Origin of the sequence: Klenkia terrae, assembly GCF_900491935.1 — a bacterium.
GTDB classification, from domain to species: domain Bacteria; phylum Actinomycetota; class Actinomycetes; order Mycobacteriales; family Geodermatophilaceae; genus Klenkia; species Klenkia terrae.
Map to the genome: position 1 here is coordinate 4,180,264 of NZ_UEXK01000004.1, position 17,681 is coordinate 4,197,944.

Annotated in this window: 21 protein-coding genes and 1 riboswitch; of the genes, 14 read left to right on the forward strand and 7 right to left on the reverse strand. The window is 75.6% G+C overall.

Annotation, left to right across the window (positions count from 1 at the left end; all coding sequences use genetic code 11):
- The first annotated feature begins 32 nt into the window (after window positions 1-32).
- From LFA75_RS20755 to LFA75_RS20770, 4 genes are all read left to right on the forward strand, one after another.
- Entirely contained in the window at window positions 33-785 is a 753-nt protein-coding gene (locus LFA75_RS20755; protein WP_225235488.1) for a dienelactone hydrolase family protein, read from the forward strand.
- 71 nt (window positions 786-856) lie between these two features.
- Entirely contained in the window at window positions 857-1,606 is a 750-nt protein-coding gene (locus LFA75_RS20760; RefSeq protein WP_225235489.1) for a pentapeptide repeat-containing protein, read from the forward strand.
- A 9-nt stretch (window positions 1,607-1,615) separates the two neighbouring features.
- Window positions 1,616-2,014, forward strand: coding sequence for an ankyrin repeat domain-containing protein (locus LFA75_RS20765; RefSeq protein WP_225235490.1), 399 nt, complete (start codon window positions 1,616-1,618; stop codon window positions 2,012-2,014).
- Complete coding sequence (locus tag LFA75_RS20770) at window positions 2,011-2,475, forward strand: WapI family immunity protein (protein WP_225235491.1); 465 nt, start codon at window positions 2,011-2,013, stop codon at window positions 2,473-2,475. Before LFA75_RS20765 ends, LFA75_RS20770 begins: the two co-directional genes overlap by 4 nt.
- Here the strand turns inward: LFA75_RS20770 and LFA75_RS20775 are convergent.
- A complete protein-coding gene (locus LFA75_RS20775) occupies window positions 2,472-2,912 on the reverse strand; it encodes a hypothetical protein (protein ID WP_225235492.1) in 441 nt (146 codons plus the stop codon). The genes LFA75_RS20770 and LFA75_RS20775 overlap by 4 nt on opposite strands.
- Window positions 2,909-3,127, reverse strand: a complete 219-nt coding sequence (locus tag LFA75_RS20780; protein WP_225235493.1) for a hypothetical protein — start codon at window positions 3,125-3,127, stop codon at window positions 2,909-2,911. Before LFA75_RS20780 ends, LFA75_RS20775 begins: the two co-directional genes overlap by 4 nt.
- Before the next feature lie 133 nt (window positions 3,128-3,260).
- Between LFA75_RS20780 and LFA75_RS20785 the strand changes: the two genes are divergently transcribed.
- A complete protein-coding gene (locus LFA75_RS20785) occupies window positions 3,261-3,479 on the forward strand; it encodes an RGCVC family protein (RefSeq protein WP_225235494.1) in 219 nt (72 codons plus the stop codon).
- Here LFA75_RS20785 and LFA75_RS20790 read toward each other — a convergent pair.
- Window positions 3,476-4,144, reverse strand: a complete 669-nt coding sequence (locus LFA75_RS20790; RefSeq protein ID WP_225235495.1) for a polyamine aminopropyltransferase — start codon at window positions 4,142-4,144, stop codon at window positions 3,476-3,478. The genes LFA75_RS20785 and LFA75_RS20790 overlap by 4 nt on opposite strands.
- Window positions 4,145-4,201: 57 nt before the next feature.
- Between LFA75_RS20790 and LFA75_RS20795 the strand changes: the two genes are divergently transcribed.
- The 5 genes from LFA75_RS20795 (at window position 4,202) to LFA75_RS20815 (ending at window position 8,583) form a co-directional block, all read left to right on the forward strand.
- The gene (locus LFA75_RS20795; protein WP_225235496.1) at window positions 4,202-5,500 is read left to right on the forward strand and encodes an MFS transporter; all 1,299 of its coding nucleotides are present in this window, start codon (window positions 4,202-4,204) and stop codon (window positions 5,498-5,500) included.
- On the forward strand, window positions 5,497-6,144 hold the full coding sequence (locus tag LFA75_RS20800; RefSeq protein ID WP_225235497.1) for a class I SAM-dependent methyltransferase: 648 nt from the start codon (window positions 5,497-5,499) through the stop codon (window positions 6,142-6,144). Before LFA75_RS20795 ends, LFA75_RS20800 begins: the two co-directional genes overlap by 4 nt.
- A gap of 143 nt (window positions 6,145-6,287) precedes the next feature.
- Window positions 6,288-6,406: riboswitch (cyclic di-AMP (ydaO/yuaA leader) on the forward strand.
- Window positions 6,407-6,464: 58 nt separating this feature from the next.
- Complete coding sequence (locus LFA75_RS23910; RefSeq protein WP_263639398.1) at window positions 6,465-7,292, forward strand: aggregation-promoting factor C-terminal-like domain-containing protein; 828 nt, start codon at window positions 6,465-6,467, stop codon at window positions 7,290-7,292.
- A gap of 36 nt (window positions 7,293-7,328) precedes the next feature.
- Window positions 7,329-7,883: a type 1 glutamine amidotransferase domain-containing protein gene (locus tag LFA75_RS20810; RefSeq protein ID WP_225235498.1), complete on the forward strand. Its 555-nt coding sequence runs from the start codon at window positions 7,329-7,331 to the stop codon at window positions 7,881-7,883.
- A 100-nt stretch (window positions 7,884-7,983) separates the two neighbouring features.
- Window positions 7,984-8,583, forward strand: coding sequence for a YceI family protein (locus tag LFA75_RS20815; RefSeq protein WP_225235499.1), 600 nt, complete (start codon window positions 7,984-7,986; stop codon window positions 8,581-8,583).
- Window positions 8,584-8,674: 91 nt separating this feature from the next.
- Here the strand turns inward: LFA75_RS20815 and LFA75_RS20820 are convergent, their stop codons facing one another.
- The 3 genes from LFA75_RS20820 to LFA75_RS20830 all read right to left on the reverse strand — a co-directional run bounded on the left by LFA75_RS20820 (window position 8,675) and on the right by LFA75_RS20830 (window position 11,829).
- Window positions 8,675-9,817, reverse strand: coding sequence for an acyl-CoA dehydrogenase family protein (locus LFA75_RS20820; RefSeq protein ID WP_225235500.1), 1,143 nt, complete (start codon window positions 9,815-9,817; stop codon window positions 8,675-8,677).
- A 6-nt stretch (window positions 9,818-9,823) separates the two neighbouring features.
- Window positions 9,824-11,002: an acyl-CoA dehydrogenase family protein gene (locus tag LFA75_RS20825; RefSeq protein ID WP_225235501.1), complete on the reverse strand. Its 1,179-nt coding sequence runs from the start codon at window positions 11,000-11,002 to the stop codon at window positions 9,824-9,826.
- 83 nt (window positions 11,003-11,085) lie between these two features.
- On the reverse strand, window positions 11,086-11,829 hold the full coding sequence (locus LFA75_RS20830) for an SDR family NAD(P)-dependent oxidoreductase (protein ID WP_225235502.1): 744 nt from the start codon (window positions 11,827-11,829) through the stop codon (window positions 11,086-11,088).
- A 105-nt stretch (window positions 11,830-11,934) separates the two neighbouring features.
- On the opposite strand from LFA75_RS20830, the gene LFA75_RS20835 reads away from it, so the two are divergent.
- The 4 genes from LFA75_RS20835 (at window position 11,935) to LFA75_RS20850 (ending at window position 16,360) form a co-directional block, all read left to right on the forward strand.
- Window positions 11,935-14,046, forward strand: a complete 2,112-nt coding sequence (locus LFA75_RS20835) for a putative bifunctional diguanylate cyclase/phosphodiesterase (RefSeq protein ID WP_225235503.1) — start codon at window positions 11,935-11,937, stop codon at window positions 14,044-14,046.
- Window positions 14,043-14,930 (forward strand): HDOD domain-containing protein, encoded by an 888-nt coding sequence (locus LFA75_RS20840; protein ID WP_225235504.1) that lies wholly within the window; start codon window positions 14,043-14,045, stop codon window positions 14,928-14,930. Before LFA75_RS20835 ends, LFA75_RS20840 begins: the two co-directional genes overlap by 4 nt.
- A 52-nt stretch (window positions 14,931-14,982) precedes the next feature.
- Window positions 14,983-15,798 carry a hypothetical protein gene (locus LFA75_RS20845; RefSeq protein WP_225235505.1) on the forward strand — a complete coding sequence of 272 codons (816 nt, stop codon included), beginning with the start codon at window positions 14,983-14,985 and terminating at the stop codon, window positions 15,796-15,798.
- 82 nt (window positions 15,799-15,880) lie between these two features.
- A complete protein-coding gene (locus LFA75_RS20850; protein ID WP_225235506.1) occupies window positions 15,881-16,360 on the forward strand; it encodes a pyridoxamine 5'-phosphate oxidase family protein in 480 nt (159 codons plus the stop codon).
- A 49-nt stretch (window positions 16,361-16,409) separates the two neighbouring features.
- Here LFA75_RS20850 and LFA75_RS20855 read toward each other — a convergent pair whose 3' ends face one another.
- Window positions 16,410-17,615, reverse strand: a complete 1,206-nt coding sequence (locus LFA75_RS20855) for an MFS transporter (protein WP_225235507.1) — start codon at window positions 17,613-17,615, stop codon at window positions 16,410-16,412.
- Window positions 17,616-17,681 lie beyond the last annotated feature (66 nt).

The window sequence follows — 17,681 nt, forward strand, 5'->3', positions numbered from 1 at the left end:
CGGATCATCGGCGGTGGGGGTAGGAACGTCCCGTGTGCCACGACCACGACAGCCGCCCGCCCGCCGCCCCGCGCCCCGCCGGTGACGTCGTCGAGCGCGGGACCCTGACCCTCACCTCGGCCGACGGGAACACCTTCGCCGCGGCCTACGCGGCCCCCGTGCACCCCGCCGGGGTGGGGGTGGTCGTGCTGCCCGACGTCCGCGGCCTGCACCCGTACTACGTGGCCCTGGCCGAGCGGTTCGCCGAGGCCGGCCTGCCCGTCGTCGCGCTGGACTGGTTCGGCCGCACCGCCGGGCTGCCGGCCACCGGCACCCGCGAGGAGGACTTCGACTGGGCGGCGCACGTGCCGCAGCTGACCGACGCCGGGGTGGACGCCGACGTCGCCGCCGCGGTCGGGTACCTGCGGCAGCGCAGCTCCGCCGACCTGCCGGTGGTCACGGTCGGGTTCTGCCTGGGCGGCAGCCACTCCTGGCGGCTGTCCGGCGGCGGCGCGGACCTGGCCGGCTGCGCGGGCTTCTACGGCAAGCCCGAGCGGGTCGGGGACGCCGCCGACCGGGCCGTGCTGCCCACGGTCATGCTCATCGGCGGCGCGGACTCGGCCACCCCGGTCGAGGACCAGCTGGCGCTGGCCGACCGCATGCGGGCCGCGGGGGCCGACGTCGACGCGGTGGTCTACGACGGCGCCCCGCACTCCTTCTTCGACCGGGGGTTCGCCGAGTGGGCGGGCGCCTGCGACGACGCCTGGGAGCACGTGCTCGCGCTGACCGAGCGGGTGGCGCGCTGAGCGCCGTCGTCCCCGAGGCGCCCGACCACCTGCAGGCCGACTGCACGCGCTGCGCGGCGCTGTGCTGCGTCGTGCCGGCGTTCTCCCGCGGTGCGGACTTCGCCCTGGACAAGCCGGCCGGGACGCCGTGCCCGAACCTGACCGCCGACGACCGCTGCGGGGTGCACGACCGGCTGCGCCCGCTGGGGTTCCCCGGCTGCGTGGTCTACGACTGCTTCGGGGCCGGCCAGCACGTCACCGGCGCGGTGTTCCCGGGCCTGGACCGGCGCGACCGCACGGCCCTGCACCAGGTGTCGACGGTGTTCCCGGTCGTGCGGGCGCTGCAGGAGCTGCGCTGGCTGGTCCGGGCCGCCCGCGCGCTCGAGCTGCCCGCCGGGCTCGCCGCCGAGCTGGCCGCGGCGGAGGAGGACCTGGCCACCCGGGTGGCCCGGTCGGCCGCCGAGCTGCGCGGCACCGACGTCGACGCCGTCCGGGGCAGGGTGAACGGGCCGCTGACCCGGGCCGGGGCGCACGCCCGCCGGTCGGTCCGCCGTCCCCGGGACCTGCGCGGCGCCGACCTGGTCGGCGCGGACCTGCGGGGTGCCGACCTGCGCGGTGCCGTGCTGCGCGGGGCGGTCCTGCTCGGTGCCGACCTGCGCCGGGCCGACCTGGGGCTGGCCGACCTGACCGGTGCCGACACCCGCGGGGCCCGGCTGGAGGGCGCGGACCTGCGGCGCTCGCTGTTCGTCACCCCGGCGCAGCTGGAGGCCGCCCGGGGCGACGCGGCCACCCGGCTCGACGACGGGGTCGCCCGACCCGCGCACTGGACCACCGGTGCCTAGGCTCGGCCGGTGACCTCCCCGGTGGACCCCGACGTCGTCGCGCTCGCCGAGCACGTCTTCGACCTGGCCCGCAGCGGCGGCACCGACGAGCTGCTCGCCTGCCTGGACGCCGGGGTCCCGGCCAACCTGACCAACGGCAAGGGCGACACGCTGTTGGTGCTGGCCGCCTACCACGACCACCCGGGCACGGTGGCCGCCCTGCTCGACCGCGGCGCAGACCACGGCCGGGTCAACGACCGGGGCCAGACGGCGCTCGCCGCCGCGGTGTTCCGCCGGTCGGTGCCGTCGGTGACCGCGCTGCTGGCCGCCGGTGCGGACCCCGCGGACGGGTCACCCGACGCCCGGGCCACCGCGGCCTTCTTCGGCCTCGACGAGATGGCCGCCCTGCTGGACCGGCCGCCGGCATGAGGCTGGAGTCGGTGGACGGCGCGGTGCTGGACCTGCGCGTGCTCCGCCGGCAGACCCTCGAGGTCCGGGCGGTCGAGCTGGACCGGCCGGACTGGACGCAGACCCTGCTGCTCGTGCGCGGCGAGGTGCGCACCGCCGACGGCCGGCAGTGGGTGTTCCGCGAGCCCTGCCTGACCCCGTGGGACGGCCACCGGCTGGCCGGCTGGCTGCACGCCGTGGCCGACCGGCCCGACGGCGTGCTGGGGGAGGGGCTGGTCTTCACCGACCCGTCGCTGTCCTGGGTGCTGGACGCCGCCCGGGAGGACCGCCGGCTGCTGCGGGTGCACCTGTCCGGGCCGGCGGCCTGGACCGACCCGGCGACCGGGTCGCGGCTGGGCGGCGGGGTGCCGCTGGACGTCGACGTGGACGCCCTCACCGTGGCGGCCCGGGACTGGGCCGCCACGGTGTCGGCGGGGGACTAGCGGGACCGGACCAGCCGGCGGAGGAGCAGGACGGCGGCCGCGGCGCCGAGCAGCAGGCCGGGGCGCAGCCGCAGCCCGGTGGAGACGGTCGCCGCCACGGTGCGCACGGACCCCGGCCGGACGGCGGGGGACCCGGTGAGCACCCGCCCGGTCGGGGAAGAGACGCCGGCCCCGAGCTCGGCGATCCGGCCGCGCGGACCGGTGACGTCCAGGTGCAGCCCCTGCGCGGCGAGCACCCCGGCGAGCTCGCCGAGGGCTCCGGGACCGCGGCGCACGGTGACGCCGGCCGGACAGGGGATCCCGGCCGCCGCCCGCCACAGGGCCACCGGGTCCGACGCGTCGAGCACCAGGCGGGTGCCGTCGCCGGTCAGCCGGGCGGTGAGCCCGCCCGACTCCAGGGTGAGGTCGGCCCGGACGGCGAGCGGGCCGGTGGTCATCCCTGGGAGACGCCCTCGGCGGTGGTGATGCGCAGGGTGCCGTTGAGCTTCCAGGTCGCGCGGGGCGCGTCGGCGCCGATCTCGCGGGGCACCTCGACGGTCATGTCGACGAACTCGTAGTTGATGGCCGCACCCTTGCCGGTGAGGTAGGACCACATCTCCTTGCCCAGGTCGGCGAAGGTGCGGGTCTCGGTGGTGTCGCTCGGAGAGGTCATGCCGACCTGATGTCCGCCCAGCGCCACCAGCAAACACCGTTTACGCAGTTCTCTGCGTCGCGTAGCGTGGGAGCTCCCAGATCGGGGTGCACTCCCCACCGCGCCGTCGTCCGGCGCAGTCAGGTCGTCCGCGTTGAGCACCCTCCCGACCACGACCGACACCCCCAGCAACACCCCCACCGCCACCCACGCCGAGGACCCGGGCCAGGCGCTCTGCCCGGTGTGCCCGCACCCGCTGTCGGCCCACGACCGCATCTCCGCCCGGTACTGCGCGGCCAGCGCCGACCAGGTCGCCCGCGGTGTGCTGACCAACCCGGGGTGCAGCTGCCCCACGGGACAGCAGAACACCTAGCCGCAGCGGGCCAGCAGGATCGCGTACTCGAACACCCGGCCCTCGCGCTCGACGGGGAGCACCAGCTGCTCGACGTCCCGGGTGCCCGGGGTGTCGGCCAGCCGCTCGAGCAGCGCCGGGGCCGGGTCGGCCGACCAGATGGCCAGCACCCCGCCCGGGCGCAGGGCGGCCAGCGCCCGGGTCAGCCCGGCCGTCCCGTAGAGGCCGGCGTTCGAGCCGTGCACCAGGAACTCGGGTCCGTTGTCCACGTCGAGCAGGACGACGTCGTACCGGCCCGGGGTGAACGCGCAGGCGACGTCGCCGGCCACCAGGTCCAGCCGGGGGTCCGCGGTGCTCCGCAGCCCCGGCAGCAGCCCGTCGGCGGCCCAGCCCAGCAGGGCGTCCTCGAGCTCCACCACGACCACCTCGGCCACCCCGGGGGAGCGCAGCACCGCCGCGGTGGTCCAGCCCAGGCCGAGCCCGCCGACCAGCACGGCCAGCTCGGCGCCGTCCACCCGGGCCAGCGCCTCGGTGGCCAGCGCGCGCTCGGTGGAGGTGTCCACGTCGTCCATCGCGAACACGCCGTCCACCACGAGCTCGGTCACGACCGCGCCGTCGTCGTCGGTCCGGCGCCACAGCGCGACCTCGCCGTGCGGCCCGCTGACCCGTCCCAGTTCCTCCCGCACCGGGTCGATCCTGCCGGGGCGGGAATGCCGTGTCGACGAGTGGTGTCATCGTGAGGCGTGAACTCCCGCCGCGCCTACGTCGTCTGGGTGGTCGGGCTGCTCGCCTACGCGGTCGCGGTCTTCCAGCGCGCCTCGCTGGGCGTGGCCGCCGTCGACGCCCAGGAGCGGTTCTCCGCCGGGGCGTCCGCGGTCAGCCTGTTCCTGGTCCTGCAGCTGGCCGTCTACGCCGGGTTGCAGGTGCCGGTCGGCATCGCCCTGGACCGCTTCGGCTCCCGCACGATGGTCGCCGCCGGAGCGCTGACCATGGCCGCCGGGCAGCTGCTGCTGGCCCACGCCACCGACGTGCCGACCGCGATCGCCGCCCGGGTGCTGGTGGGGGCCGGGGACGCGATGACGTTCATCAGCGTGCTGCGGGTGGTCACGCTGTGGTTCTCCGGGCCCACCGTCCCGGTGATCACCCAGCTCACCGGCATCCTCGGCCAGGTGGGCCAGATCGCGGCGGCCTACCCGCTGGTCCTCGCCCTGCACCACACCTCCTGGACGGCGACCTTCACCGGCGCCGCGGCGCTGGGGGTGCTGGTCGTCGTCCTGGTGGTCGCCGCGCTCAAGGACGCCCCGCCCGGCACCCCGGTGGCGCCGGTGGCCGGCTGGGCCGAGATCCGGGAGAACGTGGCCGGCGCCTGGCACGAGTCGGGCACCCGGATCGGGCTGTACACCCACCTGGTCACCCAGTTCTCCGGCACCGTGTTCGCGCTGCTGTGGGGCTACCCGTTCCTGGTGCTGGGCCAGGGGCTGTCCGCCGGCACCGCGGCCGGGCTGCTCACCCTGCTGGTCGTGGTGGGCATGGGCGTCGGCCCGCTGCTGGGCGCCCTGTGCGGGCGCTGGCCGCTGCGCCGGTCGGCCCTGGTGTTCGGCATCTCCGGGGCCACCATCACCGCCTGGACCGTCGTCCTGCTGTGGCCGGGCCGGGCCCCGCTCTGGCTGCTCGTGGTGCTGGTCGTCGTGCTGGCCACCAACGGGCCGGGCTCGATGATCGGCTTCGACTACGCCCGCACCTGGAACCCGGTGCACCGGCTGGGCAGCGCCACCGGTGTGGTGAACATCGGCGGGTTCGTCGCCTCGCTGCTGACCGTCCTGGCCGTCGGGGCGGTGCTCGACGCGCTCACCCCGGGCGCCTCCACCGACTACGACCTGGGCTCGTTCAAGGCCGCCTTCGCCGTCCAGTACCTGTTCTGGGCGATCGGGCTGGCCGGGGTGCTCACCCACCGCCGGCGGCTGCGCGACCGCCTGGCCGGGGACGGCGTCGTCCTCACCCCGCTGTACACCGCGATGGCCAGCCGCATGCGGCGCCGGTGAGCGTGCCCGCCGGGTTCTTCGCGCGGCACACCCGGCTGGTGCGCCCGCCGCTGGTGCCCGAGGTGGCGCTGCACCTGGCCGACGACGTCGCCGTCCTGTGGCAGGCCATGGAGGACCAGGGCCGGGTGGACGGCGTCCCGGGCCCGGGGGAGGCCTCGCCGTTCTGGGCGGCCGCCTGGGTCGGCGGGCAGGGGCTGGCCCGGTACGTGCTGGACACCCCCGGGCTGGTCGCCGGGCGCACGGTGCTGGACCTGGGCGCCGGCAGCGGCCTGGTCGCGATCGCGGCCGCCCTGGCCGGTGCGGAGCGGGTGCTGGCCAGCGACGTGGACCCGTACGCGCTGGCGGTGATGCCGCTCAACGCAGCCGCCAACGGCGTCGCGGTGGTCGAGCCGGTGGGCGACGTGCTGGACGACGACCTGCCGGAGGTGGACGTGGTGCTGGCCGGCGATGTGTTCTACGACCTGCGGATGGCCGACCGGGTCCGGCCGTGGCTGTTCACCGCCTGGGCGCGGGGGGCCGCCGTCCTGGTCGGCGACCCCGGCCGGTCCCAGCTGCCCGACGGGTTGCGGGAGGTCGCCGGGTACGACGTCCCCGACTCCGGGGTGGACGTCGCGCGCCGCACCACGGTGTGGCGACTGCCCTGAGCCGAACAACACCTGTGGAACTCGACCCCGCCGCTTGTGTTCTTCTGTCACGGACTCGTAACGTGGGCTTGTCCGGTCGGCCGCACCTCCCTCCCCGGGAGACCGCACCGGACGCCGCTGAGTCACCGTCGGGGCAGCGCAGCCCACGGCACCAGGTGAATCGGGGACCCACCGCAGCACTGGGGTGAATCCGCCCGACCCGCTCCCGCGGGCCGAGCGGTAGGGCGTCTTCCTGCCCGAATCCGTCAGCTAACCCGGTAGGCGGCAGCACCGACCGACGTGGTCCGTGCACCCGGAAGACGAGGACCAGCCCCGCCCGCATGAGCGCACGCCATTCCGCACGACCCGCCGGCCGCGACGGCCAGCAGCCCCTCCTCCGCGTCGGCACCATCACCGCCGAGTTCGAGGTGGTCCGCTCCGCCGAGGAGACGGTCGCCGCCGTCGCCCGCGGACGCCACCGCCTGGCCCCGGTCCGCCGTCCGGCGGTGTACCTGGCCGCGGCCGCCGCCGGCGCCGTCCTGGTCAACGTCCTGGTGGGCGGTGGACCCGCCGCCGAGGCCGACACCACGACCGAGCCCGCCGCGCAGGCCGTCAGCGTGGCCCAGCAGCTGGGCATCACCGCACCGGCCGACAGCACCGAGGCGGCCACCGAGCTGTCCGGGCACCTGCAGGAGCTGGCCGCCAGCCGCGCGCAGCGCGAGACCGACGAGGCCACCGCCGCCCAGGTGCAGGCCGCCGCCGACCAGGCCGCCGCCGACGCGCAGGCCGCCGCGGCCGCGCAGGCCGCCGCCGAGGCCGCGGCCGCCGCCCAGGCGCAGGCCGCCGCCGACGCCGAGGCCGCCGCGGAGAACGCCACCACGTCGGACTTCCACGACTACGCCCTCGCCCAGCTGGACGGCGACGCGAGCCAGTTCTCCTGCCTGCAGAACCTGTGGGGCCGGGAGTCGGGCTGGAACCCCGACGCGCAGAACCCCACCTCCACCGCCTACGGCATCCCGCAGTTCCTGAACTCCACCTGGGCCGGCACCGGGATCGCCAAGACCTCCAACGGGTTCCGGCAGATCGACGCCGGGCTGATCTACCTGGAGGAGCGCTACGGCTCGCCGTGCGGCGGCTGGGCGCAGTCGGAGGCCGTCGGCTGGTACTGAGTTTCCGCCCCCGGGGGCTCGGGGAACCGGGTCCCCATGGCTGAACTCACCGGCAAGACCATCGCGCTGCTCGCCGCCAAGGGCGTCGAGTCGATCGAGCTCGAGGAGCCCCGCAAGGCCGTCGAGGCCGCCGGGGCGACCGTGCACCTGCTGTCGGTGCCCGACGGGGTCGAGGACGGCCGCGTGCAGGGCGTGGACGGCGACATCCACCCCGGGGCGACCTACCAGGTCGACCACCTGGTGGCCGACGTGTCCGCGGCCGACTACGACGGGCTGCTGCTGCCCGGCGGCGCGGTCAACCCCGACACCCTGCGGCAGGACCAGGGCGCGCTGGCCTTCGTCTCGGCGTTCTTCGACGCCGGCAAGCCGGTGGCCGCGATCTGCCACGCGCCCTGGACGCTGCTGGAGGCCGGGGTGCTGGAGGGCCGCACGCTGACCTCCTACCCGAGCATCCGCGGCGACCTCCGCCGGGGCGGCGCGACGGTGGTCGACGAGGAGGTCTGCCGGGACGGCAACCTGGTCACCAGCCGGAACCCCGACGACGTCCCGGCCTTCTCGCGGGCCGCCGTGGAGCTGTTCGCCGGCGCCTGACGGACGGCTGACCAGGGGTCGCGCGGGCCCCGGCTGTGCACGACCGAGGTGCACCCGTCAGACTTGCAGGGTTTGCAACCCCCTGGGAGGACGGTCCACCGTGGCCAAGCACCGCGCCAGCCAGACCGGCGAGACCGATTTCGACGACGCCACCACGGCGCTGGCCGACGTGTCCGGCGAGTACGCCGTTGACCTCGCGCACACCCGGATCGGCTTCCGGGCCCGGCACGCGATGGTGACCACGGTGCGCGGCACCTTCACCGAGTTCGAGGGCAGCGCGCACCTGGACACCGCCGACCCCACGGCCAGCCGGGTCGAGCTGCGGATCGACGCCGGCAGCCTGGACACCGGTCAGGCCGACCGGGACGCCCACCTGCGGTCGGCGGACTTCCTCGACGTCGAGCAGTTCCCCGAGATCACCTTCGTGTCCACCGGGGTCGAGCAGACCGACGACGACGAGTACACCGTCACCGGCGACGTGACGATCAAGGGCCAGACCCGCTCGGTGGCCGTGGACTTCACGCTCACCGGCAGCGCGCTGGACCCCTTCGGCAACACCCGGGTCGGCTTCGAGGGCGCCCTGGCGCTCAAGCGCAGCGAGTGGGGCCTGGTCTGGAACGCCGCGCTGGAGACCGGCGGCGTCCTGGTCAGCGACAAGGTCCAGCTCGAGTTCGACGTCTCGATCATCAAGCAGGCCTGAGCACGTCACCGTACCGCCCAGCAAGGGAGCCCTTGCGCAACGGATCCGTCGAGGACGTTGCGCAAGGGCTCCCTTGCTCGTGCAGCAGGGGTTACGGCAGGGCTTCGACGGTCCCCGCGTCGATCCGCTCCGCCAGCCGGCCGGTCGCCCAGGCGCCGTCGCCGAGCAGGTGGTCGATGGCGGTCAGCCGCGAGGTGTAGTGCCCCACGGAGTACTCGGCGGTGACGCCGATCCCGCCGTGCAGCTGGATGGCCTCCTTGCCGATGTGCCGGCCGGCCTTCGACGTCTGCAGCCGGGCCCGGTCGGCGGCGGCGAGCACGGCCTCGGGGGAGGACCCCTCGGCGTCGAGCACCATCGTCGCCCACAGCGCGATGCTGCGGACCAGCTCCAGGGACACGTACATGTCCGCGGCGCGGAAGGTGAGCGCCTGGAACTTGCTCAGCGGGACGCCGAACTGCTTGCGCGTCTTGAGGTACTCGCTGGTGGTGGTCAGCGCGGTCTGCATCGCACCGACCGCCTCGTGCGCGTAGGCCACGGTGGCCCGGGCGAGGGCCAGCTCGACGTCGGCGGTGCGGTCGGCCGTGCCCTCGCCGAGCAGCTCCGCGGGGGTGCCGTCGAGGGTCACCCGGGCGGCCCGGGTGCCGTCGTGGGTGCGGTAGCCCGTGCGGGTCAGCCCGGCGGCGTCGGCGCGGACGACGAACAGCGCCGTCCCGCCCTCGACCGCCGCGGACACCACGAGGACGTCGGCGCGGGCACCCGAGGGCACCGGCTCCTTGACCCCGGTGAGGGTCCAGCCGTCGGCGCCCTGGGCGGCGGTGACGCCGGTGGCGGTGGGGGTCCAGCGGCTGCCCGGCTCGGCGTGGGCGAAGACCACCAGCGAGGCGCCCTCGGCCAGCGGGCCGAGCAGCTCGGCGCGCTGCTCCGCGGTGCCGACGGCGGCGACGAGGCCACCGGCCAGCACGACGGACTCGACGAACGGCTCGGGGGCGAGCACCTTGCCGATCTCGGTGGCCACCAGGGCCACCTCGGCCTGGCCGGCGCCCATGCCGCCGTCCTCCTCGGCGAAGGGCAGACCCAGCACGCCCATCTCGGCCAGCTGGGACCAGGTCTTCTCGTCGAAGCCCGGCTCGTCCTTGGTCACGGCCCGGCGCTTCTCCGGGTCGTAGGCCCGCTGCAGCAGCCCGGCGACGGCCTCGCGGAGGGCGTGCTGCTCGGTGTCGAAGGTGAAGTCCATGTCAGATCACAACCCCAGGATCGTGCCGGCGATGATGGTGCGCTGCACCTCGTTGGAGCCTCCGTAGATGGAGACCTTCCGGTAGTTGAGGAACTCCGGGGTGGCCGACCGCGCCCACTCGGGGACGTCGGTGGCCTCGTCGTCGGCGAACGACGCCAGCGACAGCGGGCCGGCGATGTCGACGATCAGCTCGGTCGCGGCCTGCTGCAGCTCCGAGCCGCGCAGCTTCAGCACCGACGACGCCGGGTTCGGCTTGCCGTCGCTGGAGTTGGACACCACCCGCAGGGCGGTGAGCTCCAGGGCCAGCAGCTCGGTCTCGAGCTCGGCGATGCGGGCGCGCATCGAGGGGTCCTCGATCAGCGGGCGGCCACCGGAGGTGATCTGCGTGGCGTGGGCCTTGGCGTCGACCAGCATCCGCTTGGTCGCACCGACCCGGGCGATGCCGACGCGCTCGTTGCCGAGCAGGAACTTGGCGTAGTCCCAGCCGCGGTTCTCCTCGCCGATCAGGTTCTCCGCGGGCACCCGGACGTCCTCGAAGAAGACCTCGTTGACCTCGAAGCCGCCGTCCAGCAGCTCGATCGGGCGCAAGGTCACCCCGGGGGTGTCCATGGGGAAGACCAGCAGCGAGATGCCCCGCTGCTTCTTCTCGGCACCCGGGTCGGTGCGGCAGAGGCAGAAGATCCAGTCGGCGTGCTGGCCCAGCGTGGTCCAGGTCTTCTGGCCGTTGACCACCCAGTCCTCGCCGTCGCGGACGGCGGCGGTGCGCAGGCTGGCCAGGTCCGAGCCGGCGTCGGGCTCGGAGAAGCCCTGGCACCACCAGATGTCGAGGTTGGCGGTCTCGGGCAGGAACCGCTCCTTCTGCTCCTGGTTGCCGAAGGCGGCGATGACCGGCCCGATCATGGAGGCGTTGAACGCCAGGGGCTCGGGGACGGCGGCCAGCTGCATCTCCTCGCGCCAGATGTGGCGCTGCAGCGGCGTCCAGTCCCGGCCACCCCACTCGGCGGGCCAGTGCGGGACGGCGAGGCCGGCAGCGTTGAGGATCTGCTGCACCTCGACGTACTGCTCCTTGGTGACGTCGCGGTGGGCGGCGACGTCGTCCCGGATGGACTGCGGGACCTGCGTGGTGAAGAACGTGCGCATCTCGTCCCGGAACGCCTGGTCCTCGGGCGACAGGTGCAACTGCATGGACGACCCTCTCTCCTCCGGCGGCGACCGTGCCAGCCGTGGCCCCGACGATCCCATACCTACTACTGACCGGTAACCGGGGATCAGTACACGGCCACCCCGGGCGTGCCGCCGCCCACCGCCACCGCGTCGCCGGTGATGGCCACGCTGCGCGGGGAGCAGAGGAACGCCACCACGTCGGCGACCTCCGCGGCCGTGACCAGCCGGCCGATCCGGGTGGCGGCGGGGGCGGCGGCGACGTCGGCCGGCGTGCGCTCGGTGACGGTGCGGCCCGGGTGCACGACGGTCACGTTCACCCCCGACGGCCCCAGCTCCTCGGCCAGGTTCGCCGTCATCGCGGCCACCGCGACGTTGCGGACGGTGCCGACCAGGTTGCCGGTGGCCCGCGCGTTGAGCCCGCTGACGTTGACGATCCGGCCCCAGCCCTGGGCCACCATGTGCGGTGCCGCGGCCCGCGCGGTGCGCAGGTAGCCGAGCACCTTGGTCTCGACCTCGTCGCGCAGGGCGTCGTCGGGCAGGTCGGCCAGCGCCGGGACCGGTGCCGTGGACGCCGGCCGGGCAGCGGCGTTGACCAGGACGTCCACCCCGCCCCACGCCTGCACCACCGCGGCCACCGCGGCCCGCACGGCGGCGTCGTCGGTGGTGTCGGCCGGCACGACCAGCGACTCCCCGGGCAGCTCGGCGGCCACCGCCTCCAGGTCCTCGCGGGACCGGGCCAGCAGCGCGACCCGGGCCCCCTCCTGCGCCAGCCGCACCGCGACGGCCTTCCCGATGCCGCGCCCGGCGCCGGTGACCAGCGCCCGCTTCCCGCTCAGCTGCAGGTCCATGCCGCCACGCTAGGAGCGCCCGGCGGTGCGGGCCACCTCACCCGGGCGGGGGACACCGGTGCCGCCGGGCTCCAGGGGCGCCCGCGGGGTGCCGAGACCGGATCCGTGAGCCTCCCCGTCGTCGTCCCCGCACCCGGGGTGCCCGGGCCGCGGACGACGTCCCCGGCGCGGGTCGGGGCGCTGGACTCGGCCCGGGTCAGCCGGGCGGTCGTGCACGCGGCGTCGGTCCGCGTCGACGTGGCCATCCTGGTCGTCACCGCCGACGGCGACGGCGCGCGGATCCGCTGGGCCAACACCGGGGTGGAGCGACTGCTCGGGTACGCCGCGGCCGACCTGGTGGGCACCACGGTGGAGGCGCTGTTCCCGCGCCCCCCGCTGGGCGGCACCGGGGCCCTGCTGCGCCGCGAGCGCTCGGTCACCCTGGAGCTCCTGGCCCGGGACCGCACCGGCTCGCTGGTCGAGCTGGCCGTCGTCACCACGCCGTCCACCGAGGGCGGGGTCTGGACGGTCTCCGCCCAGCACGCCCGCAGCGACGCCGAGCGCGCGCTGGCCGACTCCGCCGCCGCCCACGAGCGCCGGTTCACCACGCTGACCCAGCGCTCGCCGATGCCGACCCTGCTGTCCGAGCAGGGCCTGCGGCTGGCGCACGTCAACGACGCGTTCTGCCGGCTGACCGGTCGCCAGGCCGAGGAGCTGCTGGGCACCGGCTGGCTGGCCAGCGTGCACCCCGACGACGTCGACGCCGTCGTGGGCCTCGCCGCCGAGGTGCTCGAGGGCGGGTCCGGGGACATCCGGGCCCGGCTGCTGTGCGGCCCGGACGACGAGCGCAGCACGCTCATCCGCTTCTCCCACCTGCACACCCCCGACCTGGGCAGCGGCTTCGTGGCCACCGTCGAGGACGTCACCGAGCGGCTGGCCTTCGAGGCGCAGCTGGCCCACCAGGCCACCCACGACCCGCTCACCGGCCTGCCCAACCGGGCCCGGCTGTCCACCTACGTGGCCGAGCGCTTCCTGCCCGGCACCCGGGACGGCCTGGGCTGCCTGTTCCTCGACATCGACGACTTCAAGGTGGTCAACGACTCCCTCGGGCACGCCGCCGGCGACCAGCTCCTGGTCCAGGTGGCCCGGCGGCTGCGCGCCGCCGTCCGGCCCACGGACCTCGTGGTGCGCTTCGGCGGCGACGAGTTCGTGGTGGTCTGCGAGGACGTCGACGAGGACGACGTCGTCGCGCTGGGCCGGCGGATCTCCGTCGAGCTCGCCCGCCCGGTGCAGCTGGGCGGGGTGGGGGTCAACGTGCGCGTCAGCGTCGGGGTCACCGTGCAGACCCCGGCCCACCTCACCGCCGACGAGCTCGTCCGCGACTGCGACATCGCCATGTACCAGGCCAAGGCCGACGGCAAGGGCCGCGTCTCCGTGCTGGACCAGGCCTCCCGCGAGGAGGCCCGCGACAAGCTGCGGCTGGTCGCCGACCTGCGCGCGGCCATCGACGGCGGCCAGCTGACCCTGGCCTACCAGCCGGTGGTGGCGGCCGCGACGCTCGTGCCGGTCGGCCTGGAGGCCCTGGCCCGCTGGACCCACCCCACCCGGGGCGCGGTCGGGCCCGACGTCTTCGTCCCGCTGGCCGAGGAGAGCGGGCTGGTCGACGCCCTCGGCAGCTACGTCCTGGAGGAGGCCTGCCGGCAGATCGCCGCCTGGGACGCCGAGCTGGGGGTGGCCGCGCCCCGCACCGTGAACGTCAACGTGTCGGCGCTGCAGCTCGACGAGCACCTGCCCTCGCTGGTGGCCACCACCCTGTCCCGGCACGGCGTGGGCGCCGAGCGGATCTGCCTGGAGGTCACCGAGTCCGCGCTCATGCGCAACGCCGACCAGGCCCGCGCCGTGCTCGACCAGCTCCGCGAGCTGGGCGTCACCATCGCCGTCGACGACTTCGGCACCGGCTACTCGTCGCTGGCGCAGCTGCGCCGGCTGCCGGTGGACCGGCTCAAGATCGACCGGTCCTTCGTGGCCGAGCTGTCCGAGGGGCACCCGGAGATCACCGGCGCGATCGTCGCGCTGGCCGCGGGGCTCGGGCTGGACAGCGTGGCGGAGGGGGTCGAGGACGTGGCACAGGTCCGGGCACTGGTCGAGCTGGGCGCGACCCACCTGCAGGGCTTCGGGATCGCCCGCCCGATGACCGGGGCGGCCGCGACCGCCTGGTTCGCCGAGCGTGCCCGGTGACCGCGCCCCTGGTCGCCTCGGACGACGTCGTGCTGGACGACGACGAGGTGGCCGAGCCCGAGGACGGCGTCGACGACGTCCTGCTCCCGGGCGCGACCTTCGACGCCCACGCGGTGCTGGCGAGCATCGACACCATGGCCGCCCAGCGCCCGGTGGCCGCGCAGATCGTGGCCCTCACCCACGCCGACGACGCCGGCGCGAAGGACCTCTCCCGCCTGCTGGCCGCCGACGCGGCCCTCACCGGCCGCGTGCTCAAGCTGGCCAACTCGGCCTACTACGGGCTGCGCGGGCGGGTCTCCTCGCTGCAGTTCGCCGTCACGGTGGTCGGGTTCGCCACGGTCCGGTCGATGGCCACCGTGGCGCTCACCAGCACCGACCAGATGACCCTGCCCGCGGAGCACTGGACCACCAGCACCCACCTGGCCCTGGCCTGCTCGACGCTGGCCCCCCGGATGGGGCACCGCGCCGCGGACGCCCTGTGCATGGGCCTGCTGGCCCAGCTGGGGGCGGCCCTGCTGCACCACCACGACCCGCAGGGCTACGGCGAGCTGACCGCCGCGCACCGGTCGGCCGTCGACCGCCGCGAGGCCGAGGTGGAGCGCTACGGCGTGCACGCCGTCGAGTTGACCGCCGCCGCCATGCGCCAGTGGGGCTTCCCGAGCACCATGGTCGCGCCGCTGGACCAGCTGCACGACCCGACGTCGGTGGACGGCGGGCTGCTGCGCGGGGCCTTCGAGGTCACCGAGCGGCTGGTCGTGAAGGGCCACCGGCCGGTGCCCATCCACCGGCTCACCTGCGACCGGGTGCGCGAGGTGGACGTCGTCCCCGTGCTGACCCAGGTCCGCACCGAGGCCGCCGACCTCCGCCGCGCCCTGGAGGGCTGACCGGCCACGCCCACGACGGGTGCTGGGCGCCGGGCGGGGGGACCATGGAGTCGTGTTCGAGATCGACGAGATGGCCCTGCTGACCCGCGAGGTGCTCCGCGAGCGGGGTGCCGCGCTGATCGCCGAGGCGTGCGCCTGGGCGGTGGGCACCGGCGACCGGCCGCACCGGACGCACCGCCGCGGCCGGCTGGTCACGACCGGGACCACCGTGGGGGTGCGGGCCGAGAACGGGCAGCTGCTGGGCGACGAGGAGGTCGGCCGGCTGGACCTCGCCGACGCCGCACCCGGCACGTTCCGGGACGCGCTGAACATGGCCGACGCCGAGGGCGGCCTGCTGGCCGACCGGTTCGACGTCGAGGTGCTGGAGCCGTTCGTGCTGGCCACCTGCGAGCTGGCCGCCGACCGGCTGCGGGCGGCGCGCCCGGCCGCCTGGGCCGAGCTGGCCGACGACGTGGGCGAGGACGCCGAGGACACCGCCGCGGTGGTGCGGGCGGGGGAGTGGGAGGCGCCGCTGCGGATCGTCGCCGAGCACCTGGTGCTGGCCGGGATCGGCGACACCCCGCTGGCCGTGGTGGAGGCCGAGGGCGTGCCGCTGTCGCTGGTCCGGGCGGCCGAGGCGCTCACCCGGCAGGCCGTCCCGCCGCCCCCGGCCGGGCCCGACGCGCTGGCCGGCGTGCTGTTCCTGGCCCGGGCCGCGGTCGCCGACCTGGGCAGCCCCATCCCGGACACCGCGGTGACCCGGGTGCTCGACGCGTTGCTGGCCGAGGGGCTGGAGCGCGACGAGGTGCTCGCCGTCCTCCCCGACCTGCCGCTGGAGCCGACCGCCGAGGCCGACCTCCGCCGCCTGGCGGAGCGGCTGCCGGACTGACGCTGGGCACATCCGGTTTGCGCTGGACCACGCCGGGCACCGCAGTCCTGGAGATCGAAATCGACTGCGAGGAGCGCGCCTGATGGCCGAGCACGGTGTGGAGAAGGTCCGCGAGCTGGTGGCGGGCGAGAAGATCGCGATGCTGACGACCCTGGGTGCCGACGGTTCCCTGGAGAGCCGTCCGATGTCGCTGCAGGAGACCGAGTTCGACGGCGACCTGTGGTTCTTCGCGGAGGCCGACGGCGGGCCGGCGAAGAGCATCGCGGCCAACCCGAAGGTCAACGTGACGACCGGCTCCCGGTCCAGCTGGGTGTCGATCGCCGGCGAGGGCATCGTCGTCACCGACGTGGCGAAGAAGAAGGAGCTGTGGAACTCCGGCGCCGAGGCCTGGCTGCCGCAGGGGCCCGAGGACGCCTCGGTGGTGCTGATCAAGGTCGACGGCAGCAGCGCCGAGTACTGGGACACCCCCGGTGCGGTGACCACGGCGATCAGCTTCGTCAAGGCCAAGGCCACCGGCGAGCGCACCGACGTCGGCGAGAACGAGAAGGTCGTCCTGCCCTGATCCGGATCGACCGGGCCCGCCGCACGGCGTGCCCGGTCGCCCGGGGCACCTAGCCCGTCGTGGGTCCCGTCGCTCGCCGGGGGAGCACCCAGGCGGCGACGACCGCCGGCAGCGAGAGCAGGGCCAGCGCCAGCAGGGTCGGCGCGGCGCGGCCGCCGGCGACCTCGACGGCCAGCACCAGCACCACCCCGCCGGCGTTGCCGGCCAGCAGCAGCAGGTTGGTGGCCCGGGCCGCGTGGTCGGCGCCCACGTGCAGCTCGGCCCACTCCAGCGCCACCGGCAGGCCGGCCAGCAGCACGAAGCCGACCAGGGGCAGCACCCCCAGCAGCACCCCGACGGTCGCCTCCGCCGGCACCGCCGCGGCGACCGCGAAGCCCACCGCGCTGGTGACCGCCGCGACGAGCAGGACGGTCCGGCGGCGGTCCCGGGCGGCCGCCCAGGCGGGCAGCAGGGCGGCGCCGGCGATCCCGGCGACGGTCATGCCGGCGATCAGCGGGCCGCCGAGACCGGGCCGGTCCAGGTCGTCGAGCACCGGGTCCAGCCAGGTGGCCACCGCGTTGAAGACGCCCACGCCGACGAAGAGCATGACGGCCAGGCCGACCAGCAGCCGGTCCCGGACCAGCCGCCCACCCGCGGGTGCAGCGGCGGAGGCGGGGACGGGCCGGGGAGCCACCCGGCGGACCAGGACGACGAACACCGCGGCGACCACCGCCACCGCCACCGCCTCGGCCCGGAGCAACCCGGCCAGCCCGACCGCGTCGACCACGGGCCCGCCGACCAGGGCGGCGACCAGGATGCCGACGAACTGCGCCGCGCTGGCCGCCGAGATCGCCGCGGTGCGGGCGGTGGGGGCGACGTAGCGGACCGCCAGCAGCGCGGTCGCGCCGAGCACCAGCGGCTGGCCGGCCGAGACCAGCAGCTGGCCGGTCAGGACCACGGGGTAGGAGTCGACCCCGGCGGCGCGGACCACGGCACCGGCGGCGGTCAGCACCGCACCGGCCACCAGCGCCGGGACCAGCCTGCGGTCCAGCCACCGCCCGGCGGGCACCGCCAGCAGCACGAAGACCAGCGGGTTCACCGCGGCCAGGTTGGCGATCGCCCCGGTGCCGACCCCGAGGGCGCGCGCCGACTCGTCGGTCACCGGCGCGAAGGTCAGCCAGAGCACCTGGGTCGCGGCGACCAGCGCGCAGAAGGCCGCGACGAGGGCGCGTGCCCCGGTCGTCGTCCCGGGTGCGGCTGTGCCTGGTGCGGTCATCCCGGGCTCCTCGCCGTCCGGTGGTGCGCTGGGGGTGACCGACCCGGCACCCGTGGTGACAGTCTC